General features: G+C 68.8%; 19 protein-coding genes, 7 tRNA genes and 1 pseudogene. 26 read left to right on the top strand and 1 reads right to left on the bottom strand.

Features of this window, described 5'->3' with window-relative positions; translation table 11 throughout:
* Positions 1-19 precede the first annotated feature (19 nt).
* From J2Z79_RS17115 to argS, 10 genes are all read left to right on the top strand, one after another.
* A tRNA-Ala gene (locus J2Z79_RS17115) sits at positions 20-95 on the top strand.
* A gap of 34 nt (positions 96-129) precedes the next feature.
* A tRNA-Val gene (locus J2Z79_RS17110) sits at positions 130-205 on the top strand.
* A gap of 207 nt (positions 206-412) precedes the next feature.
* Positions 413-489 (top strand) — tRNA-Asp (locus tag J2Z79_RS17105).
* 6 nt (positions 490-495) lie between these two features.
* A tRNA-Leu gene (locus J2Z79_RS17100) sits at positions 496-586 on the top strand.
* A 3-nt stretch (positions 587-589) separates the two neighbouring features.
* A tRNA-Ile gene (locus J2Z79_RS17095) sits at positions 590-666 on the top strand.
* A gap of 19 nt (positions 667-685) precedes the next feature.
* A tRNA-Thr gene (locus J2Z79_RS17090) sits at positions 686-761 on the top strand.
* A 45-nt stretch (positions 762-806) separates the two neighbouring features.
* A tRNA-Ser gene (locus tag J2Z79_RS17085) sits at positions 807-895 on the top strand.
* 240 nt (positions 896-1135) lie between these two features.
* Complete coding sequence (gene speE, locus J2Z79_RS17080; protein ID WP_209468116.1) at positions 1136-1990, top strand: polyamine aminopropyltransferase; 855 nt, start codon at positions 1136-1138, stop codon at positions 1988-1990.
* 2 nt (positions 1991-1992) lie between these two features.
* Entirely contained in the window at positions 1993-2874 is an 882-nt protein-coding gene (gene speB, locus J2Z79_RS17075; RefSeq protein WP_209468115.1) for an agmatinase, read from the top strand.
* Between the two features lie 30 nt (positions 2875-2904).
* Positions 2905-4581, top strand: a complete 1677-nt coding sequence (gene argS / locus J2Z79_RS17070; protein ID WP_209468114.1) for an arginine--tRNA ligase — start codon at positions 2905-2907, stop codon at positions 4579-4581.
* Between the two features lie 182 nt (positions 4582-4763).
* Here argS and J2Z79_RS17065 read toward each other — a convergent pair whose 3' ends face one another.
* Entirely contained in the window at positions 4764-5192 is a 429-nt protein-coding gene (locus J2Z79_RS17065) for an OsmC family protein (protein ID WP_209468113.1), read from the bottom strand.
* 140 nt (positions 5193-5332) lie between these two features.
* Between J2Z79_RS17065 and J2Z79_RS17060 the strand changes: the two genes are divergently transcribed.
* The 16 genes and pseudogenes from J2Z79_RS17060 to J2Z79_RS16990 all read left to right on the top strand — a co-directional run bounded on the left by J2Z79_RS17060 (position 5333) and on the right by J2Z79_RS16990 (position 22637).
* Complete coding sequence (locus J2Z79_RS17060) at positions 5333-5848, top strand: RNA polymerase sigma factor (RefSeq protein WP_245302947.1); 516 nt, start codon at positions 5333-5335, stop codon at positions 5846-5848.
* Positions 5838-5900 (top strand): annotated as a pseudogene (locus tag J2Z79_RS19315) (hypothetical protein); the annotation flags it as partial. The gene J2Z79_RS17060 and the pseudogene J2Z79_RS19315, both read left to right, overlap by 11 nt.
* Positions 5901-5963: 63 nt before the next feature.
* Entirely contained in the window at positions 5964-6629 is a 666-nt protein-coding gene (locus J2Z79_RS17055) for a hypothetical protein (RefSeq protein ID WP_245302942.1), read from the top strand.
* A gap of 115 nt (positions 6630-6744) precedes the next feature.
* Positions 6745-7572: a patatin-like phospholipase family protein gene (locus J2Z79_RS17050; RefSeq protein ID WP_209468110.1), complete on the top strand. Its 828-nt coding sequence runs from the start codon at positions 6745-6747 to the stop codon at positions 7570-7572.
* On the top strand, positions 7569-9023 hold the full coding sequence (locus J2Z79_RS17045) for a sigma-54 interaction domain-containing protein (protein WP_245302941.1): 1455 nt from the start codon (positions 7569-7571) through the stop codon (positions 9021-9023). The genes J2Z79_RS17050 and J2Z79_RS17045 overlap by 4 nt, the downstream gene beginning before the upstream one ends.
* Positions 9024-9248: 225 nt before the next feature.
* The gene (locus J2Z79_RS17040) at positions 9249-9872 is read left to right on the top strand and encodes a TetR/AcrR family transcriptional regulator (protein WP_209468109.1); all 624 of its coding nucleotides are present in this window, start codon (positions 9249-9251) and stop codon (positions 9870-9872) included.
* A gap of 128 nt (positions 9873-10000) precedes the next feature.
* Positions 10001-11587, top strand: coding sequence for a DHA2 family efflux MFS transporter permease subunit (locus J2Z79_RS17035; protein ID WP_209468108.1), 1587 nt, complete (start codon positions 10001-10003; stop codon positions 11585-11587).
* 182 nt (positions 11588-11769) lie between these two features.
* Positions 11770-12780 (top strand): L-erythro-3,5-diaminohexanoate dehydrogenase, encoded by a 1011-nt coding sequence (gene kdd / locus J2Z79_RS17030; protein ID WP_209468107.1) that lies wholly within the window; start codon positions 11770-11772, stop codon positions 12778-12780.
* Between the two features lie 58 nt (positions 12781-12838).
* Entirely contained in the window at positions 12839-14200 is a 1362-nt protein-coding gene (gene kamA / locus J2Z79_RS17025) for a lysine 2,3-aminomutase (RefSeq protein ID WP_245302940.1), read from the top strand.
* On the top strand, positions 14193-15350 hold the full coding sequence (gene kamB / locus J2Z79_RS17020; RefSeq protein ID WP_209468106.1) for a lysine 5,6-aminomutase reactivase subunit KamB: 1158 nt from the start codon (positions 14193-14195) through the stop codon (positions 15348-15350). Before kamA ends, kamB begins: the two co-directional genes overlap by 8 nt.
* A 16-nt stretch (positions 15351-15366) precedes the next feature.
* Positions 15367-16929 (top strand): lysine 5,6-aminomutase subunit alpha, encoded by a 1563-nt coding sequence (kamD, locus tag J2Z79_RS17015; protein WP_209468105.1) that lies wholly within the window; start codon positions 15367-15369, stop codon positions 16927-16929.
* Positions 16926-17657: a lysine 5,6-aminomutase subunit beta gene (gene kamE / locus J2Z79_RS17010; protein WP_209468104.1), complete on the top strand. Its 732-nt coding sequence runs from the start codon at positions 16926-16928 to the stop codon at positions 17655-17657. The genes kamD and kamE overlap by 4 nt, the downstream gene beginning before the upstream one ends.
* A 347-nt stretch (positions 17658-18004) precedes the next feature.
* Positions 18005-18436 (top strand): DNA-directed RNA polymerase subunit delta, encoded by a 432-nt coding sequence (gene rpoE / locus J2Z79_RS17005; RefSeq protein ID WP_209468103.1) that lies wholly within the window; start codon positions 18005-18007, stop codon positions 18434-18436.
* Positions 18437-18566: 130 nt separating this feature from the next.
* Complete coding sequence (locus J2Z79_RS17000) at positions 18567-20192, top strand: CTP synthase (RefSeq protein ID WP_209468102.1); 1626 nt, start codon at positions 18567-18569, stop codon at positions 20190-20192.
* Between the two features lie 179 nt (positions 20193-20371).
* Positions 20372-21643 carry an HD domain-containing protein gene (locus J2Z79_RS16995; RefSeq protein ID WP_209468101.1) on the top strand — a complete coding sequence of 424 codons (1272 nt, stop codon included), beginning with the start codon at positions 20372-20374 and terminating at the stop codon, positions 21641-21643.
* A 202-nt stretch (positions 21644-21845) separates the two neighbouring features.
* A complete protein-coding gene (locus J2Z79_RS16990; protein ID WP_209468100.1) occupies positions 21846-22637 on the top strand; it encodes an NYN domain-containing protein in 792 nt (263 codons plus the stop codon).
* Positions 22638-22776: the final 139 nt, after the last annotated feature.

The raw sequence follows: 22776 nt of genomic DNA, 5'->3' as shown, positions 1-22776 counted from the left end.
TAACCCGCTCCAGTTTTCCGGGGCTATAGCTCAGTTGGGAGAGCGCTTGAATGGCATTCAAGAGGTCAGGGGTTCGACTCCCCTTAGCTCCACCAAGCGGTAGTTCGCGATGACTGCCGCAGTCGACCTGCGCGGTTAGCTCAGATGGGAGAGCGCATGATTGACGTTCATGAGGTCAGAGGTTCGATCCCTCTACCGCGCACCAAAGCGCTATGTCGGAAGCAGGGGCCGACAGGCGCCCGCTTCCGACATAGCGCGAATGCGTATTTCTAGGCGCCTGCAGGCGCCGGCACCGGAGGTGCCGCGCCGAAGGCGCCCATCGATGGCGACTCGTGAGAGCGCCACGACGTCACTCTACGAGCCTGCGGGCCGCGCCGAAGGCGGCCGTCGGAAGCGGTTCACCCCATATTGCGGAGGCGTGGTGTAGAGGCCTAACATGCGGCCCTGTCACGGCCGAGATCGCGGGTTCGAATCCCGTCGCCTCCGCCAGCAACTGCAGATGTGGCGGAATTGGCAGACGCGCACGGCTCAGGACCGTGTCGGGTAACCACCCCCGGTGGGAGTTCGAGTCTCCCCATCTGCACCACATGCGAGGGTAGCTCAGTAGGCCAGAGCACTCGGCTGATAACCGAGAGGTCCCGGGTTCGAATCCCGGCCCTCGCACCAGTTCCATATGGCCATGCTCGCTGGTGTAGCTCAGCCGGTAGAGCAGCTGATTCGTAATCAGCAGGTCGCCGGTTCGAGTCCGGCCACCGGCTCCAGTTCAAGCGGCGCCCGAAAGGGCGCCCTGTCCCCTCACCGGTTCCGGAGAGGTGTCCGAGTGGTTTAAGGTGCCGCTCTCGAAAAGCGGTGTGGTTAACAGCCACCGTGGGTTCGAATCCCACCCTCTCCGCCAGAGGACTGTCCCCAGGTCACCCTGGGGACAGTTTTTTGCTTTCCCCGGGACGCAGCCGAGATTGCCTCACGATGCGCGACCACGTCTGCGCACAGAACATACTTGCTGACCAGCAGGTTCCATGCCGGGAGGAAAGCCCCGGTGCGGGAATCGCGCCCCTTTTGTCGCGCGCCGGGGCATGTGCTATAATTTGACGGTACTTTACCCCGATCAGTAGCGCTGGAAAGGAGCCCGAGCCTCGTGGAACTCTTCCTCACCGAGAATCAGACTGACGACATGCGGCTCTCGGTCCGCACCACCAGGGTCCTCCATCACGAGCAGACCGCTTACCAGGAGCTGGTCATCGTGGAGACGCCGCAGTGGGGGCGCCTGATGGCCCTCGACGGCTTCTTCCAGACCTGCGACCGCGACGAGTTCGTCTACCACGAGATGGGTGCCCACGTGCCCCTGCTCACCCACCCTGACCCGAAGCGCGTGCTGATCGTCGGCGGCGGCGACGGCGGGATGGCCCGCGAGGTGGCCCGCCACCCCGGCGTCGAGCACGTGGACCTGGTGGAGATCGACGGGCGCGTGATTGAGTGCTGCAAGACTTACTTCCCGCAGATCGCCGTCGCCCTCAGCGGCAACCCGAAGGTGCACGTGCACGTGGCCGACGGCATCCAGTGGGTGCGGGAGCACGAGGCCGAGTACGACGTGGTCATCATCGACTCGTCCGAGCCCATCGGCCCCGGCGAGGGGCTGTTCACCGCCGACTTCTACGCCAGCGTCTACCGCTGCCTGACCGGTGACGGCATCCTGGTGGCGCAGACCGAGTCGCCGTGGGTGAACGCCGACGTCATCCGGCGGGCGTACCGGGGCATCCGCCAGTCGTTCCCGATCACCCGGCTCTACACCTGCGCGGTGCCCACGTACCCGACGGGGCTCTGGTCGTTCACCCTGGGCTCCAAGAAGTACGACCCGCTCGAGGCCGATCCCGAGGCCCGCATCGCCGCCCTCGGGCGCCTGCGCTACTACACCCCCGACGTCCATTTCGCCGCCTTCCAGCTGCCCGGCTTCGTGGCCGAGATCGTGGCGGCGGAGGAGGAGGGCCGGTAGCCATGGGCGGCCGCAACTTCGCCGGCTTTCCGCACATCGAGCGGCTCTCGGACTTCATGGCGTCCTCGGACGACTACGCCGGGGCGCGGGCGGTGCTGTGGGGCATCGGGCAGGACTTCACCACCTCCTACCGCCCCGGCACCCGCTTTGGCCCGGGCCGCATCCGCGAGGCCTCGTACGGCATCGAGGAGTTCAGCTACCACTCGCGCAAGAGCCTGACCGAGAAGAACTTCTTCGACCTGGGCGACGTGGCGGTGGTGTTCGGTGACGTGCAGGAGAGCCTGAACCGGGCGGAGCAGGTGGCCCGCCGGCTCTTCGCCGACGGCAAGCTGTCGCTGATGATGGGCGGCGAGCACCTGGTGACCCTCCCCGTGGTGAAGGCCGCCTACGAGAAGTACGGCGACGACCTGGTGCTGCTGCAGTTCGACGCCCACGCCGACCTGCGGGAGGAGTACCTGGGCAACCCGCTCTCCCACGCGGCGGTGATGCGCCGCTGCCTGGACTTCCTGCCGGCCCGCAACCTTTACCAGTTCGGCATCCGCAGCGGCACACAGGAGGAGTACGAGTTCGGCATGAGCCGGTGCCACCTCTTCCCGCACGAGGTGCTGGAGCCGCTGCGACGAGTGATCCCGACGCTGGGCGACCGGCCGGTCTACGTGACCATCGACATCGATGTGATGGATCCGGCCTTCGCGCCGGGCACGGGCACGCCCGAGCCGGGGGGCATCACGAGCAAGGAGATGATCGATGCCCTGCTGGCCATGGAGGGCCTCAACGTGGTGGGGCTCGACGTGGTGGAGGTGGCCCCCGGACTCGACCACACCGACCGGACGCCGGTGCTGGCGGCCAAGCTCCTGCGCGAGGCGATCCTGGCGTTCGGCTGATACGTGTAGATCTGGGAGGACGGACGGAACATGCGGATCATGGAGCAGATCAAGAGCGAGATTCGCCGGGCGCTGGCAGACGCCGTGGAGCGGGCCGCCGCGGCGGGCCAGCTGGCCGGCCCCGCCCCCGAGGTCATGCTGGAGATCCCCAAGGACAAGGCCCACGGCGACTTCGCCACCAACCTGGCCATGGTGATGGCCAGGCAGGAGAAGAAGGCCCCCCGCGTCATCGCGCAGGCGATCGTCGATCACCTGCAGCTGGAAGGCACCTGGATCGAATCGGTGGAGATTGCCGGGCCCGGCTTCATCAACCTGCGGCTGCGGCACGGCTGGGTGCACCAGGTGCTGCCCGTCATCCAGGCCGAGGGGGCGGACTACGGCAAGAGCGACCACGGCCAGAAGCAGCGGATCCTGCTGGAGTACGTGAGCGCCAACCCCACCGGGCCGATGGTCCTGGTGCAGGCCCGGGCGGGCGCCTTCGGCTCGGCCCTGGCCCGGGTGCTCAACTGGGCCGGGTACGAGTGCCATACCGAGTTCTACGTCAACGACGCCGGCAACCAGGTGAAGATCCTGGCCCGCACCGTCGACCTGCGGGCGCAGGAGCTGCGCGGGGCCACCATCGAGATCCCCGAGGACGGCTACCCGGGCGAGTACGTGATCGACTGCGCCCGGGAGCTGCTGGAGCGGTATCCCGACTTCCTGGAGAAGCCGGAGGAGGAGCGGCTGGCCTTCCTGGAGACCTGGGCGCCGGAGTACTTCCGCAAGGGTCAGGAGGAGGTGCTCCGCAGCTACGGCGTGGAGTTTGACCGCTGGTTCAGCGAAAGGTCCCTCCGGGAGGCCGGGCGGCCCGCAGAGCTGGTGAAGTGGCTGCTCGAGAAGGGCGAGGCCTACGAGAAGGACGGGGCCGTCTGGATGCGCACCACGTCCTACGGCGACGACAAGGACCGGGTGCTGGTGAAGTCCAACGGCGAGTTCACCTACTTCGCCGCCGACGCCTGCTACCACAAGGACAAGTACGACCGGGGCTACACCACCCTCATCGACATCCTGGGCCAGGACCATCACGGCTACCTGGGCCGGATGAAGGCGATGGTGGAGTGCCTCGGCCACCCGCGGGACTCGCTGGAGATCCTCTTCACGCAGATCGTCCGCCTGTTCAAGGACGGACAGGAGTTCCGCATGTCCAAGCGCAAGGGCAACTTCGTCTTCCTGGAAGACCTGCTGGAGCAGGTCTCGGTGGACGCGGCCCGCTACTTCTTCCTGATGCGCAGCCTCGACACGCACATGGATTTCGACCTCGACCTGGCCAACCTGAAGTCCAGCGACAACCCGGTCTTCTATATCCAGTACGCCCACGCCCGCATCTGCTCGATCCTGCGGCAGGCGCAGGAGCAGGGCATCGAGGTGCCCGCCGCCGACCAGGTCGACCTGGCGCTGCTGGCCGACGAGACCGAGGTGGACCTGCTGCGCAAGCTCGCGGAGTTCCCGGAGGAGATCATCGGCGCGGCGGACTCCCGGGAGGTGCACCGCATCACTCGGTACCTGAACGAGCTGGCCACCGTGTTCCACCAGTTCTACACCCGCTGCCGGGTGGTGACGGACGACCTGGCGCTCACGCGGGCGCGCCTTGCGCTGGTGGACGCCACCCGCATCGTGCTGGCCAACGCCCTCGGGCTGCTGGGGGTCTCGGCGCCCGAGCGGATGTAAGGGTCGCCCGCCGTCCCCGCGCCGGCCGGTTGCGCCAGGCCGCGAGCGGGCGTGACAGCCGCTGGCGCCCGGCGTCCGACGGACAACGAGGCGCCCGCATGCGCGCATGACTGACGCGAACGTCTGTATTCTGTGCTAAAATACAAGGAGCCCGCTGTGGTGCGCGGGCTCCCTTTTTGCTGTTAGTCAACGGCCTCGCCGTTGATCTCGATGCGGTAGCTGATCTCCGCCCCGTGGCGGAAGAGGCCGGCCACGGAGCAGTACCGGGTCTCCGAGAGCTCCACCGCCCGGCGGACCTGATCTGCGGATACGTCGGGCCCGAATACGCGGTAGACCAGCCGGAAGCGTTCGAAGTACCGCGGGTGCTCCGCGCGCTCGTCCGCTTCCACCGCAACCTCCACCCGCTCGAACGGCACCCGCATCTTGCGCAGGATCGAGACCACGTCCATGCCGGTGCAGCCGCCCAGCGCGGCCAGGAGCAGCTCGGTGGGACGGGGCCCCCGGTCCTCGCCGCCGACCTCGGGGCGGGCATCCATGGTCACCGTGTGGTCCGAGCCGGTGCGGGCCTCGAAGGCCATACCGCCCTTCCAGCTTACCAGGGCCTGTTTCATACCTAAACCACCTCGTTTCCTATGATTCGCTGCTAGCTCTCAGGCGCCTGCCGAACCTTTTTCCCTCGTGGCGCGCTCTTCAAGGCGAGGCGTACGGCGGGAGGGGGTGACGCCGAGAAGGAGGGATGGAACCCGTGAGCATGGAGGAACGCTTCTTCGCCCTGTACCGCCCGGAGCAAGGCCGGCTCTACCGCACCGCCTGGGCGATTCTCGGCAACGAGGCCGATGCCGCCGATGCCCTGCAGGAGGCCACCATACGGGCCTACCGTGCCTTCGACCAGCTGAAGGGCGGCGACGTGGCCTTCCCCGCCTGGATGCGCCGCATCCTGGTCAATACCTGTACCCAGATCCTGCGCAAGCGCATGCGGGTCATCCCCGTGGAGAAACCGGAGGACCTGGGCCCCCACGGTTCCGTTGAAACGGAACTACCGTATGACGGCGACGTCTGGGATGCCGTGCGCAGTCTCGACGAGCGCTACCGCGTCGTCGTGGTGCTGCGTTTCCTGAACGACATGCAACTGGACGAGATCGCGCGGGTCCTCGACATCCCACTGGGCACGGTGAAATCCCGCCTCCACGCAGCGATGAAGCTGCTGCGAAACCACCTGAACGCCGTCGAAGCACGAAAGGAGGGGCGCGGGGTCGATGCAGTGTGAGCAAGTGCAGTCGGAGTTGATGGCGTATCTCCACGGTTCGCTCTCACCGCGGGATCGCGCCGCCATAGATGCACATCTCCTGCAGTGCGAGGCCTGCGCAGAGGAGGCCAACGCGATGAAAGAGATGGGCGACAAGCTATCACAGGGGCTGAAGGCCTGGGTCGACCAGGGCAGCTGCCCGCCCGACGTGGCAGCCCGCATCGAGTCGAGCCTGAAGGCCGTCAGCCACCGTCCGGCCTGGCGCCGCTGGGCTGCCGCGATCGTTCCGGTCGCCGCTGCGGCTGCGGTCCTGCTGGTCGCCCTGTCGACGCAGCCGCACGTGGCATACCAGCTGGCGTCCGTTCCGCTGCTGGGTCCGCTGGCGGCCCGGCTGGCGGAGCCCGACGTGGAGCTGCACCTCGATCCCCAGCAGCGCATGACGGCCGCACTCTTCCGGCCGACCCGGACGGTCAAGCTGAGCGAGACGGTGGAGGGCGGCGGGCTGACCCTCGTCGTCACCTCCGCGGCGACCGGGGACAAGGTGACCCGCATCGCCTACACGGTGCGGGGCGAGGGGCTGGTGCTGCCGGATGGCCGGGAGGCGCTCATGCCCACCGCCAGCACCGCAGCGGGGCCGCTGACCTGCAGGTCGCTGACCGCGGACCAGCGCCGGGATGGGATCCACTTCCAGCTTTACTGCGATGCCGTGCCGGCGGGCGAGGAGGTCACCCTCACGCTGCCGCCGCTGCCGAAGGAGGACGGCGGTACCTTCCCGGCTCTCACGGCTACCTTCACCAACTGACAGCGACGCGCGCGGCAGGGAGGCACAGGCCTCCCTGCCTCTTGCATAGGCTGGTAGCCGGCCGGTAGCGGCGCCCGACCCAAGGAGTTTCGCAATCCACCGGCGAAGAGAGGAGGTGAGGCGTACGGCCGGAACGCCCAGGATCGGTCTTGCCCTCGGCGGCGGGTTTGCCCGGGGCATCGCGCACATCGGCGTGCTGCAGGCGCTGGTCGCGCACCGGATCCCCATTCACCTGGTGGCGGGGACCTCGGCCGGCAGCCTGGTAGGGGCCCTCTACGCCGCCGGCTGCGACCCGTGGGACATGGAGCGGCTGGCCGGCGAGATGAACTGGCGCTCTCTGGTGCGGCTGCGCGTCCGCCGAGACGGTCTGCTGGACGCCGACGGCCTGGAGCGGTTCCTGGTGGCCCGGGTGGGCGACCTCAGCTTCAGCGACCTCTGCCTGCCCTTCGCGGCGCTGGCCACGGACCTGCTGAACGGGCGGGAGGTTCTGCTCACCCGCGGCCGCGTCGCCACCGCCGTGCGGGCCAGCTGTGCCTTCCCCGGCATCTTCCTGCCGGTGCGGATCGGCCGGCACACGCTCGTGGACGGCGGCCTGACCCAGCCGGTGCCCGCCGCGGCCGCCCGCCGGATGGGGGCAGACCTGGTGATCGGCGTGGAGCTCAACCAGGGGCCGAACCCGGCCCGGCGGCCCCGGAACCTGTTACATATCATGATGAACAGCCTTGCGCTGGTGCAGCAGCCGCTGATCCAGCAGGCCATCGCGGCGGCGGACGTGGTGATCCGCCCCGACCTCAGGGAGTTCAGCCTGATCGAGCTGGACCGGGTGGCCGAGCTGGTGGCCAGGGGCCGCGAGGCGGCCGAGGCGCAGATTCCGCGGATCCGCGCCATGCTGAGCGAGTGGGATGGCGGCTGCCTGGCTCCGGGCGGGGAGGGAGAGGCTTGATCGACCAGACGCGACTGCTCAAGGCGCTCATGTCGGTGATCGACGAGGGCATACACGTGATCGACAGCGACGGGGTGACGGTGCTCTACAACGAGCAGGCCGGGAGGAATGACGGCCTCTCGCCCGAGGAGGTGATCGGCCGCCACCTGCTCGACCTGTTCCCCTCGCTGACGCCCGAGACCTCCACCCTGCTGAAGGTGCTGGCCACCGGCCAGCCCGTACCCCCGCGCGAGCAGACCTTCGCCAACTATAAGGGGCAGCGGGTGACCACGATCAACTCCACGCTGCCCATCTTCCACGAGGGCAGACTGGTGGGTGCGATCGAGGTCTCCAAGGACGTCACGCGCGTGCGGGAGCTCTCCGAGCGGGTGGCGGGCCTGCAGGCGGAGCTGCTGGGCCGCCGGCGCCGCCGGGGCGCCCCGTTGGGCGGGGCCCGGTACACCATCGACGACCTGGTGGGCGAGCACCCCGCCATGGCGACCGTGAAGGAGCGGGCGCTGAGGGCCGCCCGGACGGACTCGCCGGTGCTGGTCTACGGCGAGACGGGCACGGGCAAGGAGCTGCTGGTGCACGCCATCCACGCGGCCAGTCCCCGGCGGAGCCGGCCGCTGGTGGCGCAGAACTGCGCCGCGCTGCCGGAGGGGCTGCTGGAGTCGCTGCTCTTCGGCACCGCCCGGGGCTCGTTCACCGGAGCGGAGGACCGGCCGGGGCTGTTCGAGCTCGCCGACGGCGGCACGCTCTACCTGGACGAGATCAACTCCATGCAGCCCGACCTGCAGGCCAAGCTGCTCCGGGTGCTGCAGGACGGCCGCATCCGCCGGCTGGGCGACGCGGCCGAGCGGCAGGTGGACGTGCGGGTGATCGCCTCCATCAACGAGGAGCCGTGGGCGGCGGTGGCCGCCGGGCGCCTCAGGCGCGACCTCTACTACCGGATCAACGTGGTGACCCTCGAGCTGCCCCCGCTGCGGGAGCGGCGTTCGGACATCCCGCTGCTCACGGAGCACTTCCTGGCGCAGCACAGCGCACGCCTGGGCGCGCAGCGCCGCCCGCTCAGTCCTGAGGTGGAGCGACTCTTCCAGATCCACACCTGGCCGGGCAACGTGCGGGAGCTGGAGCACGCGCTGGAGGCGGCGCTGCAGCTGGCCGGCGGTCCGGAGATCACGCTGATCGACCTGCCCGCACACCTGCAGCGGGCGGCCGCGGAGCATGGGCTCACCGGGCAGGCGCCGTCCCACCCGCCGGACCGGCCCGGGGTGATCCCGCTCAGGCCCGACCGGGTGGATCCCGCCCAACTCCGCCGGAGCCTGGCGCACCTGGAGCGGGCCGCGGTGCAGCAGGCGCTGGAGGAGGCGGACTGGAACCTGAGCCGGGCGGCCCGCATCCTCGGGCTGCCGCGGCAGACGCTGCAGTACCGCATCAAGGTGCTGGGTCTTCAGCGGCCGGATCGATAGTCACACCCCCGAGCCCAACCCGGGCCCGGGGGTGTTTCTTCTTCGTGCAGCTGGGGCTTGTCATCGCTCCGTTCGGCCGCCACGCGCCTGGAGATCGCGCCCCCGGAGGCACCTGAGCTGCGTCGAATCCAACCGTTCCCGGCGTGTTTCCGGCTTGACAGCGGGGAAGCTTTCTTGTAGCATAAGTGACCAATCGGTCATTTACGCGCAGGAGGGGGATGGGACGTGGCTCCGACCAGGCGCAGGGGCCGCCCTCCCACGGATGTGGTCGCCCAGGGAGAGAGGCGCAGCGAGATCATCGCCACGGCCCAGCAGCTCTTCACACAGAGCGGATACGCAGCCGTGTCGCTGGGGCAGATTGCAGATGAGGTCGGTGTGACCAAGTCTGCCCTGTACAACCACTTCGCCAGCAAGGAGGCACTCTACGCTGAGGTGGTCTGCAGCCTGATGGCTTCCATCGCAGAGGCGATCCGGCGCGTCGCGGACGCTCCGCTCAGCACGGCCGAGCGGCTCCGGGAGATCGCAGGCCACGCGCTCGTCCGCATTCCGGTGCGCTCCCGCATCGATGAGATGATGCGCGACGTGGCGGAGCACCTCTCCACGGAGGAGCGGGCACTGGTCACGACCGCCCACGGGCAGATGTTGGATGCGATGACGGCCGTGATGCAGCGGGGTGTCGACGCAGGGGAGCTGCGCGCAGACCTGCCCGCCGATTTCCTGGCCACCAGCTTTCTGATGCTCGTCTCGGGCTACCAGGGCCATCACCACATCCGTGAAGACGCCCGGGAGCCCGAGCAGCTGCCCGACCGCGTGGTGAGCCTCTTCCTTGAGGGCGCCGGCCGAAGGTGAGCGGGCCGGCTCCGAAGGCCGAGCGCATCGCTGGCGCAGGTGCGCGCCGGCGGTGGCAGCAGGTGCACAGCCCTCCGGCCCTGCAAGTAAACGACCGGTCATACATTTCGGGTGAAAGAGGTGCGTTCATGGGACCGCAGGTTCCTGCCGCCGAAGTCAGTTCGGCCGCCCGCTGGAAGGTCCTGGCCGCGGTGGTCTTCGGCGTCTTCATGGTGATTCTCGATACAACCGTGATCAACGTCGCCTTCAAGACGCTCCAGGAGGAGTACGCGGCCGATCTGAACCTGACCCAGTGGGTTCTCTCCGTCTACGTGATGGCGCTGGGCATCGCCACGCCCCTGTCCGGCTTCCTGGGGGATCGCTTCGGGGAGAAGCGGGTCTTCGTCGCCAGCGTCTTCACGTTCGGCCTCAGCTCGCTCCTCTGCGGAGTGGCGCCGAACCTCGGGCTGCTGATTCTCTTCCGGGCCCTGCAGGGAGCCTCCGGCGGCATTGCCACGCCGCTCGGCACCTCCCTGCTCTACAAGGCCTTCCCGCCCGAAGACCGGGGCAAGGCGATGGGCGTCTTCGGCATCGCCCTGGTGGCTGCGCCCGCCCTGGGCCCGATTCTGGGTGGCTGGCTGGTGGACCTCGGCCACTGGCGCTGGATCTTCTACATCAACGTCCCCATCGCGATCGTGGGAACCCTGCTGGGCTCCCTCTGGCTCCCCGCCTCCAGCGGCTCCCGCTCGGCCCGGTTCGACCCGCTGGGCCTGCTCTTCTCCAGCGTCGGCTTCGGCTCCCTCCTCTACGCCGCCAGCCGGGCCTCGTCGCTGGGCTGGACCGCACCTGAGGTGGTGTGGTTCTTCGTGATCGGGGTCGTGGCGCTGGTCATCTTTGCCGTGGTGGAGCTGCTCGTCGTCAAGGAGCCGCTTCTCGACCTGCGGCTCTTCGGCAACGGCGCATTCCTGGTCGCGACGCTGACCGGCTGGGTCTCGGTGCTGGCGCTCTTCGGCGCCGAGTTCCTGATGCCGCTGTACCTGCAGGTTCTCCGGGGCCGGACGGCCCTGGAGGCCGGCGTGCTGCTGCTGCCGCTGGCGCTGGCCTCAGCGGTGGCGACGCCGGTCTCGGGACGGCTCTTCGACCGCATCGGCGCCCGCCCTCTGGCCGTTGTCGGCTTCGGGCTGTTGGCCATCAACACCTGGCAGTTCTCGCACCTCACGCCCGAGACGCCGATTCGCACCATTCAGTGGCTGCTGGCCCTGCGGGGTCTGGCACTGGGCCTGACGGTGCAGATCACCATGCTGGTCTCGCTCTCCGTGGTGCCGCTCAACCGAACGGCCCGGGCCTCGTCGCTGGTCAACGCCACGCGGCAGGTGGTCCAGTCGCTGGGCGTGGCCCTGCTGGCGACCATCCTGGCCTCCGCCATCTCCACCACGACCAGCCAGCAGATGGCCGGCGCCGAGCGGTTCCGGGGGGAAGGGGTCACGGAGGAGCGGGTGGTGCTCTGCGGCCCCGACGGCGTGGCGACCACGGGGACGGTGGGCCGGGTTACCCTGCCGCCTCAGGCGCTGGGTCCGATCCGCACCTTCTGCGCGGAGTACACGCAGGGCCTGGAGAACGCGTATACCTTCACCTTCTACGCCTCACTCGTGGCACTGGCCCTGGGCGCCATGATGCCCGGATGGCCGGGGAAGGTCGTGCGGCGTGAAGCCCTGCAGGTGAGCACGGCCGACTGAGCAAGGGCGCGGTGGCGTGACACCCTGCAGCTGAACGCCACCGGCAGACTGCCTGAGTTTCGGCACCGCATGACAGCAACAGATCCCTCTGCCGAAAAACCGGCAGAGGGATCGTCTTTTTCTGCACGGCGCAGCGGTGGCACGGTTTTTGCAATTCGCCATAGACAGGGAGTGATGCAGCGATGACCATGGGCTGCCCCTACGGCACGCACCGGGTGCTGGAGCCGGCCGGCGTCCTGCCGCAGCCGGCCTGGCGGCTGAACAACGACCCGGCCATCTACGACAACGAGATCCTCATCGACGTCCAGCGGCTGAACATCGACTCGGCTTCCTTCAAGCAGATCAGCGACGAGGCGGGGGGCGACCCGGGACGCATCGCCGAGGCTGTCCTGGCCATCGTGCGCGAGCGGGGCAAGATGCACAACCCCGTCACCGGGTCGGGCGGGATGCTCATCGGCACCGTACGCCAGGTGGGGCCGGCGCTGACCACCGACCTGCGGCCCGGCGACCGCATCGCCACGCTCGTCAGCCTCAGCCTCACGCCGCTGCGCCTCGAGGCGGTCCATGCCGTGCGGCCCGAGGCGGACCAGGTGGAGGTGACCGGCACGGCGATCCTCTTCGAGACCGGCATCTACGCCAAGCTGCCGTCGGACCTCCCCGACAACCTCGCCCTGGCGGCGCTGGACGTCTGCGGCGCCCCGGCCCAGACCGCCCGGCTGGTGAAGCCCGGCCAGCGGGTGCTGATCCTGGGCGGCGGCGGCAAGAGCGGCCTGCTCTGCTCCTACGCCGCACGGCGGGCGGGCGCGGCCGAGGTCATCTGCTTCGACTACGCCGAGGAGAGCCTGGCGCGCGCCCGGCGGCTGGGGGCGGCGCACCGGTACATCCGGGGCGACGCCAGGGACGCCCTGGGCGTGATGCGGGCGGTGGGGGAGAAGGTCGACCTCACGCTCTCGCTGGTGAACCTGCCCGGGGCCGAGCTGGGGGCCATCCTGGCCACCAAGCCGACGGGGACCATCTACTTCTTCAGCATGGCCACATCGTTCACCGCCGCCGCCCTGGGGGCGGAGGGGGTCGGGAGCCAGGTGGAGATGCTGATCGGCAACGGCTACTACCCCGGCCACGCCGACCTCACGCTCGACCTCCTGCGGGAGAGCCCCGCCCTGCGGGCGCTGTTCGAGGAGTTGTACGCCTGAGACCCGCCCGCGGCGGGGGCCGCGGGCCCGGATGCGAACGAACTGGGAGGGACTGCTCATGCTTTCGAAGCCGCGCGACTGGCGGGACATCCCGCTCTGGGCCGACGCCACCGAGGAGCAGTGGAACGACTGGCGCTGGCAGGTGAGCCACCGCATCACCAACCTGGAGCAGCTCAAGCAGGTGGTGAACCTGACGGAGGAGGAGGAGGCCGCGGTCCGCGACTCCGAGCACCTCTTCCGGCTGGGCATCACGCCGCACTACGCCACCCTCATCGACCCCGACGACCCCAACTGCCCCATGCGGCTGCAGGCGGTGCCCAAGTACAGCGAGCTGGCATGGGCCGACTACGAGATGGGCGACCCGCTGCACGAGGACGTCGACTCCCCGGTGCCGGGCATCACCCACCGCTACCCGGACCGGGTGCTCTTCCTCATCACGCACGAGTGCTCGCTCTACTGCCGCCACTGCACGCGGCGGCGCATCGTGGGCGACCAGGAGGCCATGTCCACCGCCATGCTGGACCGGGCCATCGCCTATATCCGGGAGCACCCGGAGGTGCGGGACGTGCTCATCTCCGGCGGCGACCCGCTGGCGGTGCCCGACCGGCGGCTGGAGTACGTGATCAAGAACCTGCGGGCGATCCCGCACGTGGAGATCATCCGCATCGGCACCCGCATGCCGGTGGTGCTGCCACAGCGGATCACGCCCGAGTTGGTCGGCATGCTCCGGAAGTACCACCCCATCTGGCTCAACACCCACTTCAACCATCCCTTCGAGGTACAGCACCCCAAGGCGCGGGAGGCGATGGAGCGGCTGGCCGACGCCGGCATCCCCACGGGCAACCAGTCGGTGCTGCTGAAGGGCATCAACGACTGCGCCGTCGTCATGCGCAAGTTGGTGCACGAACTCGTGAAGGTGCGCTGCCGCCCCTACTATATCTACAACTGCGACCTCTCCGAGGGGCTGAGCCACTTCCGCACCACCGTCTCCAAGGGGCTGGCGATCATCGAGGCGCTGCGGGGCCACACCTCCGGCTACGCCGTGCCGACCTTCGTCGTGGACGCCCCGGGCGGCGGCGGCAAGATCCCCGTCATGCCGCAGTACCTGATCTCCCAGTCCGACGGCCGGGTGATCCTGCGCAACTTCGAGGGGAAGATCAGCATCTACCACGAGGGCACGCCCGAGGACCACGTGGTGGACGACAAGTGCACCCTCTGCGGCACCGACCACAGCGCGATCAAGATCGGCCCGGCTGCCGAACTTTGGGCGGTCCGGCGGCGTTCGGGCGAGGTGGACCTGCCCTCGGGCGTCACCCGCCTGGGGCACCCGTCGCACCTGATCACGCCGGAGCAGCTGGCGCAGGTGGACCAGTCGGCGCCCGCTGCGCCCGAGCCCGAGCGTGAGGCCGGCGATGACTGACGACCTGTCCGCCCGGCTCCTGCGGGCCGTCCTCCGCCGCCCGGGCCGGGCGCGCATCAGCCTGATCGGCCTCTGCAAGAACGCCGGCAAGACCGTGACGCTGAACCGCCTGATCCGGGCCGCCGCAGCCGAAGGGCTCACGCCCGGGCTGCTCTCCACCGGCCGGGACGGCGAGGCGGTGGACGCGGTGACGGAGCTGCCCAAGCCCCGCATCTGGGCCCCGGCAGGCGCCCTGGTCGCCACGGCGCTGCCCGCACTGACGCCGGGCGGCGAGAGCCCGGAGGGCACCTGGGACCGCAGCGGCCACAACCCGCAGGGCGGCGAGCTCCCGCCTGGCGACAGCCACGGAAGCGGCGGTACAGCGGCTGTCGAGGTGCTCGCTGAGACCGGCATCCCCACGCCGCTGGGGCCTGTGGTGATCGGCCGGGTGGTGCGTTCCGGGGCGGTGCTGCTGGTGGGCCCGGGCTCGGCCGCCCGGGTCGGGGCGCTGCTGGACGCGCTGGAGGCCGCCGGGGCGGCCCTCTGCCTGGTGGACGGCTCGTTCGACCGGCGGGCGGCGGCGGCGCCGGCGGTGACCGGCCGGGCCGTGCTGGCGGCGGGGGCGGCCTACTCGGCCTCCGTGAACGAGACCGTGGCGCAGGTGCGCCACCTGCTGGAGATCTTCGACCTGCCCGCGGCGCCGGCCGACTGGCTGAACCGGGGTGCCGATGCGCTTCCGCCGGTGGCGCTCCTGCCCCCTGAGGGCCCGCCGGCGGCCGTGCCGGTGGCCAGCGCGCTGACCGATTCGGCGGCGGTGGCGGAGGCTGCCGCTGCGGCACCCCCGGGCACGGTCCTCAGCCTGGGCGGCGCGCTCACCGACGGCCTGCTCATGGCCCTGCTGGCCCGCCGGCTGGGCGGGCTGCCCATCCTCGTGGACGACCCGACCCGCGTGCTGGCGGGCCGGACCGCCTGGCGCCGCTGGCGCCGCCAGGGCGGGCGGGTCTGGGTGCGGCGGGGAATCGACCTCGCCGCCGTCACCACCAACGCCTACTCGCCGGTGGGGCCGGACTACGACCCCGCGGACTTCTGCGCCCGGGTGGCCGAGGTGGCCGGGCGGCCGGTGGCGGACCTGGTGGCGGGCATCGCCCACAACCTGAACCCTGAAGACTGAAGCGGAGGGATCGCCCTTGTCGCTCACGCTACGCATCGACCCCGATCAGGTGGCGCGGGCCCGCGCGCTCGCCCGCCGGATCACCGCAGAAGTTCAGCCCTTCATCGAGGCGCACACCACCACGGCGATCGAGCGGGCCGTGGTGCGGCTCTTCGGGGTGGAGGGGAAGGGGCCCGACGAGGTCCCGCTGGCCAACCTGGTGGTGGAGGCGCTCGCCGACGGCGGCGGGCTGGACCGGGGCGCCGCCTTCTGGATGGCCAACGCCTGCGCCCGCACGGGGCAGACGCCCCAGCAGGTGGCGGAGGCCGTCGCCTCCGGCCAGCTGGACCTGATGCAGGTGCCGCTGCTGCCCGGCGAGCAGATCCGGGCGGAGGCGGAGCGGCTGGCCCGGGCTGCCCTTGCGCGCATCCACCGGAACCGGCGGACCCGGGAGGAACTGATCGCCCGCTACGGCGAGCGGCCGGGGCCGTGGCTCTACCTCATCGTGGCCACGGGCAACATCTACGAGGACGTGGTGCAGGCGCAGCTGGCGGCCCGGCAGGGGGCGGACGTGATCGCCGTCATCCGCTCCACCGCCCAGTCGCTGCTGGACTACGTGCCCGAGGGGGCGACTACCGAGGGCTTCGCCGGGACGTACGCCACCCAGGAGAACTTCCGCATCATGCGGCGGGCCCTGGACGAGGTCAGCCAGGAGCTGGGCCGGTATGTGCGCCTCACCAACTACGCCAGCGGCCTCTGCATGCCCGAGATCGCGGCGCTGGGGGCGCTGGAGCGGCTGGATATGATGCTCTCCGACTCGATGTACGGCATCCTCTTCCGCGACATCAACCCGAAGCGGACGCTGATCGACCAGCACTTCGCCCGCATGATCCAGGCCGAGGCCGGGATCATCATCAACACGGGCGAGGACAACTACCTGACCACGGCCGACGCCTACGAGGCGGCCCACACGGTGCTGGCGTCGCAGTTCATCAACGAGCAGTTCGCCCACCTCTCGGGCATGGTCGACGCCCAGATCGGGCTCGGCCACGCCTTCGAGATGGATCCTGCCCTGGAGGACGGCCTGCTCTACGAGATGGCCGACGCCCTGCTGAGCCGCACCTGCTTCCCCAACGCCCCGCTGAAGTACATGCCGCCCACCCGCTACATGACGGGCGACATCTTCATGGGCCACGTGATGAACGCCCTCTTCAACCTCACCAGCGTGGCCACGGGGCAGCAGATCCACCTGGTGGGCATCCTCACGGAAGCGATTCACACGCCGTTCCTGCACGACCGGTTCCTGGCCCTCGAGAACGCCCGCTACATCTTCAACTACGCCCGCCACTTCGTCCAGGAGTTCCAACTCACCCCGGGCGGGCGCATCGAGCGGCGGGCGACCGAGGTGCTCTCCCGCACGGTGGAGCTGCTGGAGTCCATCGCCGGGACCGGTCTCTTCGCCGCCATCGCCGACGGGGTCTTCGCCGGCATCCGCCGCCCGCCGGAGGGCGGCAAGGGGCTGGACGGCGTGCTGCCCAGGGGCGAGGGCTACCTGAACCCCTTCTACGACCTGTGCCTGAAAGGGGGCGCCGAGCGGTGAGCCACGTGATCCTGCCCTACGGCGACACGACCGGCGACGGCGCCGTGCAGCTCTCCTTCACCCTGCCCGTGCCCATCGGCGGGAAGGCCCGGGAGGCCGCCCGGCAGCTCTGCCTGCAGATGAACCTGGAGAACCCGCAGGTGGCGGCCATGCGCGACCTGGGCGGCGGCTACACCTTCTTCGTGATCTACGCCCGGGCGACCCGCGGCGTCGACCTGGACGCGATCCACGTGCCCGAGGTCACGGCCCCGAAGTGGTCCATGCAGGAGGTCGACCGCATCGTGGCGGAGCGGCTGGGCCGGCCCATCCGGGTGGTGGGCGCCTGCACCGGCTCCGACGCGCACACGGTCGGGCTCGACGCCATTCTGAACATGAAGGGGTTCCACGGCGACTACGGCCTGGAGCGCTACCAGGGCTTCCGGGTGTGGAACCTGGGCAGCCAGGTGCCCAACGAGACGCTGGTGGCGAAAGCGCGGGAGGTGGATGCCGACGCCATCCTGGTGAGCCAGGTGGTCACGCAGAAGAACGTGCACCTCACGAACCTCACCGGCCTGGTGGACCTGCTGGAGGCCGAGGGGATGCGGGACCGCGTGCTGCTCATCGCCGGCGGCCCGCGCATCACCCACGAGCTGGCCGTCGAGCTCGGCTTCGACGCTGGCTTCGGCCCCGGCACGGTGCCCTCTCAGGTGGCGGCGTTCATCGTGCAGAGGCTCACCGAGCGCGCTTGAGGCTGTCCCGGAGGCGCCATACCAGCCGACCGATGGCGAAGAGTAAACCAAGAAGCCGTATAGGCTGACCAGAAAGTAGAAGACTCCGACCGCGCGCGAAGGCGGGGCGGAGTCTTTCGATTCTGCGGTGACCGGGGCCGCGGGAGGCGCATAGGTTGGCATGGTCCTGATGCACTGCCGGGCGCACGACAAATTTCAGTGCATACTGCGATTGGTTAGCAGGAATCGGCGCGCGGCAGTCGAAACACTCCTCGGTTTTTTTGGCGGCTGACGGGTTGGCCTGTGGACCTGTGGCTGCCCATCGAGGTGGATGGACAGCAGGGAGTGTAGAAGTGATGGGAGCGCCTATGGATCTGAAGCCTGATATGTCGGTAACCGACCTCGCCTTCACCATCCTGAAGAAGCACGGCAAGCCGATGCACTTCAAGGAGCTGATCACCGCGGTCATGCAGGTGAAGGCCATCAACCAGGAGAACCCCGGCCGTCTGATCGCGCAGATGCACACCGAGATCAACCTCGACTCGCGCTTCATCCACCAGGGAGGCGGCGAGTGGGGTCTGCGGGAGTGGCAGCCCAAGACCGCCAAGGTGGTGCGCATCCGACCGGACGGCACGCCCGCCCACACCAGCCGGGTTGTCCTCAGCGACGAGGATGAGCTGGACCTGGTTGGGGAAGAAGATGAGGAGGAGCTCGGCGAGGAGCTGGACGACGAGTTCGCCCTCGACGAAGATGAGGAGGACGTCCTCTCCGACGACGAGGACTTGGACGAGGAGCGCTGAGCGCCGGGGGGATTCGGGGGGATACGGGGTATCCCCTCCCGCCTTGACAGCGACCGCGCAGATGGCTAGAATGGTCAAGTATTTATACATGGTACCAGGAGCGGCCGATCTTCCAGGGAGGGGCACGTGAATGGCCAAGTTCATCTTCATAACAGGCGGCGTGGTATCGGGGCTCGGAAAAGGCATTACGGCGGCGTCCCTCGGCCGGCTCATCAAGAGTCGAGGCTATAGGGTCACCGCCCTTAAATTTGACCCGTACCTGAACGTGGACCCGGGCACCATGAACCCGATTCAGCACGGTGAGGTCTTCGTCACCGAGGACGGCGCCGAGTGCGACCTGGACCTCGGGCACTATGAGCGGTTCATGGACGTGAACCTGGGCAAGGGGAACAACGTCACCACCGGCAAGATCTACTCCTCGGTCATCGCCAAGGAGCGCCGGGGCGACTACCTGGGTGGTACCGTCCAGGTGATCCCGCACATCACCAATGAGATCAAGGCGAACATCCACCGGGTGGCCGACGACAGCGGCGCCGACGTGGTGCTGGTGGAGATCGGCGGAACGGTGGGCGACATCGAGGGGCAGCCCTTCCTCGAGGCCATCCGGCAGTTCAAGAACGAGGTGCCCCGCAAGGATGACGTGCTCTTCATCCACGTCACCCTGGTGCCCTACATCGACGCCTCGGGCGAGCTGAAGACGAAGCCGACGCAGCACTCGGTGCGGGAGCTGCGCTCCATCGGCATCCAGCCCGACGTGATCGTCTGCCGCTCCGACCGGGAGATCCCGAGGGACCTGCGGGAGAAGATCGCCCTCTTCTGTGACGTGCCGCCTGAGGCCGTCATCCCCAACATCGACCTGGACTCGCTCTACATGGTGCCCCTGGCCCTGGAGGAGGAGGGGCTGGCGCGCATCGTCTGCCAGCGGCTGGGGCTGGCGGACCGCACCCCCGACCTGAAGGAGTGGCGGGGGCTGGTGGACAAGGCCCTCCACCCGCAGAGAGAGGTGGACATCGCCCTGGTGGGCAAGTACGTCGCCCTGGAAGACGCCTACCTCTCCGTGGTGGAGTCGCTGCACCACGCCGGGATCCATAACGACGCCCGGGTGCGCATCCACTGGATCGACTCGGAGCGGCTGGAGAACGGCGCGGCGGAGGAGGCGCTGGCCAACCTGCTGGGCCGGGTGGACGGGATCCTCGTTCCCGGCGGCTTCGGCTACCGGGGCATCGAGGGCAAGATCAACGCCATCCGCTATGCCCGGGAGAACCAGGTGCCCTTCTTCGGCATCTGCATGGGCATGCAGTCGGTGGTGATCGAGGTGGCGCGCCACCTGTTGGGCCTGCCCAAGGCCAACTCCACGGAGTTCGTCATGGACTGCAAGGACCCGGTGATCGACCTGATGGCGCAGCAGAAGGAGGTCACCCACCTCGGCGGCACCATGCGGCTCGGCGCCTATCCCTGCCAGCTCAAGCCCGGCTCGAAGGCCCACGCCGCCTACGGCGAGGAGTTGATCTATGAGCGGCACCGGCACCGCTGGGAGGTGAACAACGCCTACCTGGAGCGGCTCGAGGCCGCCGGGCTGAAGGCGGTGGGCGTCTGGCCCGAGGGGAACCTGGTGGAGGTCATGGAGTTGGAGGGCCACCCCTGGTTCGTGGGCGTGCAGTACCACCCCGAGTTCAAGAGCCGTCCCAACCGGCCGCACCCGCTCTTCCGCGACTTCATCGCGGCGGCGCTGAAGTACCGGGAGGGGAAGGCGTAAGACATCCCATAGCGACGGCGGGCCTGTGCAGCCAGCGTGGCGCACAGGCCCGGCTTGCTTGTGGGGCGCCGGCGGGCACCGGAGCAGGGATTGCCGCCGGTACCGCCGTATTGCAGACAGAAAAGCGCAGCAGCAGGGAACGCTATCGTCCCGGGGTCCGCATCAGGGGGGCGTCGATGATGAAGGAGTACATATTCCGCGATCCGATCCACGGCAACATCGCCGTGACCGACCCGACGATCTTCGCGCTCATCCAGAGCCCGGAGTTCCAGCGCCTCAGGCGCATCCGGCAGCTGGGCACCTCCTTCATCTCCTACCCCGGGGCGGAGCACACCCGGTTCGCCCACTCGCTGGGTGTCTACCACCTGATGAACCGGGTCCTGCGCCACCTGGTGGAGCACGGGGTGCAGATCGACCCCGACCTGCGGGCCATGGCCTGCGCCGCCGCCCTGCTGCACGACATCGGCCACGGCCCCTTCTCGCACCTGTTCGAGAAGGTGACCGGCATGCGGCACGAGGACTGGGTGGTGCGGATCATCGCCGGCCCCGATTCCAGCATCTCCCGCATCCTCGCCGACAGGAATCTGGCATGGCCGGCGCGAATTGCCTCGTTCGTAAGCGGAACCTGGGATGGTCCACCCTTCCTGAAGGAGCTGATCTCGAGCCAGCTGGACGTGGACCGCATGGACTACCTCCTGCGGGACAGCCGCATGTGCGGCGTCACCTACGGCCAGTTCGACCTGGAGCGGCTGATCCAGACCATCACGGTGGTGGACGGGCGGGTGGTCCTCACGGACAAGGGCATCACCTCCGCCGAGGAGTTCCTCCTGGCCCGCTACTTCATGTACTGGAACGTCTATTTCCACAAGGCGACGCGTTCCAGCGAGGTGCTGCTGGAGCTGGCGCTGCGCCGGGCGGTGGCCCTGGTGCGGGAGGGGGCGGCGGAGGAGCTGGGCTTCCTGCCGCCGGCGCTGGAGCCGGTGCTGGCCGGGCGGGAGCTGAGCCTCTCCCAGTACCTGGCCCTCGACGAGACCGACGTCCTCTACGCCGTGAAGCGCTGGACCCAGGCGCCCGACCCCGTCCTGGCCGACCTGAGCCTTCGCTTCCTGAACCGGCACCTCTTCGCCGGCATCCGGCTGGACGGGGAGCTCACCGGGCCCAGGGAGGAGGCGGTGCGGGCGGCGCTGGCCGCGGCGGGGTTCGACCCCGACTACTACCACCGCACCGACCGGGCGGCCGCCGCGGCCTACCAGTACTACGTGCGGCCCGAGCAGGGCTCCACGTCCCCCATCCAGATCCTCCTCTCCTGGACGGTGCCGCCCGAGCTGCGTGAGGTCACGGAGGTATCGGCGGTTCTCAGGGGGATCGCGACTCAGCCGGTGACCCGCTGCTTCCTGTTCGTGCCGCGCGAGGCAGCCGCGGCGGTTCGCCGTGCGCTGCTTGAGAACTGAACACCACCCCGTTCTCTGATCCAGGGCAAGGGTTGAGCGGTGCTTGCCAGCATGACGGATTGGAGCGCGCTGCCGGAAGACCGGGTGAACGTGCCTTGTGGCACGGGTCACCCGGTTTTCGTATGCTGGCCAGTAACAGTGGTATGGAAGGGGCGGTATCGGCCAAAGCTAGGAGCAGGGTGAGTAATGAGGAGGGACCCAGTTGAGATCGGTCATCTTTATGGATTACGAAAATATCTACTGGAGCATGAAGCAGCAGTACGGCGTGGCACCCGACCTGGACCGGTTGATCACCAGCCTGCGTGAGATGGGGGAGCGTTCCGACGGGCAGGTCTGCCTGATGCACGCCTACGCCGACTTCGACCACGAGGAGTTCCGCGGCTTGATGAGCGACCTGCAGCGGCGCAGCGTGGAGCCGCGCCACGTCTTCTCCAAGAACTACGAGGACGGCACGCGCAAGAACGCAGCAGACATCGAGATGAGCCTCGACGCACTGGAGATGATGTACACACGCGACGACATCGACACGTTCGTGCTGGTCTGCGGCGACCGCGACATGATCCAGGTCATCCGCAAGCTGCGCGCCCGGGGGAAGCAGGTCCACGTGGTGGCGGTTGAGAAGACGATGAGCAAGGACGTGATGTCCTTCGTCAACCAGTTCACCACGATTGAGGCGCTGCTGGGCATCCTCCCGCCGGCGATGTACGACATGGAGATGATGATCCGCAAGCTGGACAGCGCCGAGTACGGCAAGCCCTTCGTGGGCCTGAAGTACTTCCTGCGGGTGCTGGCCGGGTCTGAGATCGTGGACCGGAAGACGTACGAGCTGGTCAACCAGGCGATCTCGGAGGGGATTATCGACACCTACAAGGTGCCCAACCCCAAGGACGAGCTCTTCCCCACCACAGCCTGCCGGCTGAACCGGGAGCACGAGATGGTGAAGCGGGTGCTGGGCACCGCCCAGAAGGGCCAGCCCGGCACGGTGACGGCGTAGACCGGAAGCGAGGAAACACCGCCCCGCGAGGGGCGGTGTTTCCGCAGGTTGCAGACAAAGGCGCCTTTGGTGGCCGCAGGTCGGCTCACGAGAGGCGCTTGGTGGTATGTAGTGCCAGATAAAGGACCGGCTAAGCCTC

The organism is Symbiobacterium terraclitae (assembly GCF_017874315.1).
GTDB lineage: Bacteria > Bacillota > Sulfobacillia > Symbiobacteriales > Symbiobacteriaceae > Symbiobacterium > Symbiobacterium terraclitae.
This window is presented reverse-complemented; position numbering and strand designations above follow the sequence as displayed.

Bases quoted from the DNA above. Each gene is read 5' to 3' on its own strand.
- speB (WP_209468115.1), top strand. From the start codon at position 1,993: ATGGGCGGCCGCAACTTCGCCGGCTTTCCGCACATCGAGCGGCTCTCG.
- argS (WP_209468114.1), top strand. From the start codon at position 2,905: ATGCGGATCATGGAGCAGATCAAGAGCGAGATTCGCCGGGCGCTGGCA.
- J2Z79_RS17035 (WP_209468108.1), top strand. From the start codon at position 10,001: ATGGGACCGCAGGTTCCTGCCGCCGAAGTCAGTTCGGCCGCCCGCTGG.
- J2Z79_RS17000 (WP_209468102.1), top strand. From the start codon at position 18,567: ATGGCCAAGTTCATCTTCATAACAGGCGGCGTGGTATCGGGGCTCGGA.
- kamB (WP_209468106.1), top strand. From the start codon at position 14,193: ATGACTGACGACCTGTCCGCCCGGCTCCTGCGGGCCGTCCTCCGCCGC.
- kdd (WP_209468107.1), top strand. From the start codon at position 11,770: ATGACCATGGGCTGCCCCTACGGCACGCACCGGGTGCTGGAGCCGGCC.
- kamA (WP_245302940.1), top strand. From the start codon at position 12,839: ATGCTTTCGAAGCCGCGCGACTGGCGGGACATCCCGCTCTGGGCCGAC.
- J2Z79_RS17060 (WP_245302947.1), top strand. From the start codon at position 5,333: ATGGAGGAACGCTTCTTCGCCCTGTACCGCCCGGAGCAAGGCCGGCTC.
- rpoE (WP_209468103.1), top strand. From the start codon at position 18,005: ATGGATCTGAAGCCTGATATGTCGGTAACCGACCTCGCCTTCACCATC.
- J2Z79_RS17065 (WP_209468113.1), bottom strand. From the start codon at position 5,192: ATGAAACAGGCCCTGGTAAGCTGGAAGGGCGGTATGGCCTTCGAGGCC.
- J2Z79_RS17055 (WP_245302942.1), top strand. From the start codon at position 5,964: ATGAAAGAGATGGGCGACAAGCTATCACAGGGGCTGAAGGCCTGGGTC.
- J2Z79_RS16995 (WP_209468101.1), top strand. From the start codon at position 20,372: ATGAAGGAGTACATATTCCGCGATCCGATCCACGGCAACATCGCCGTG.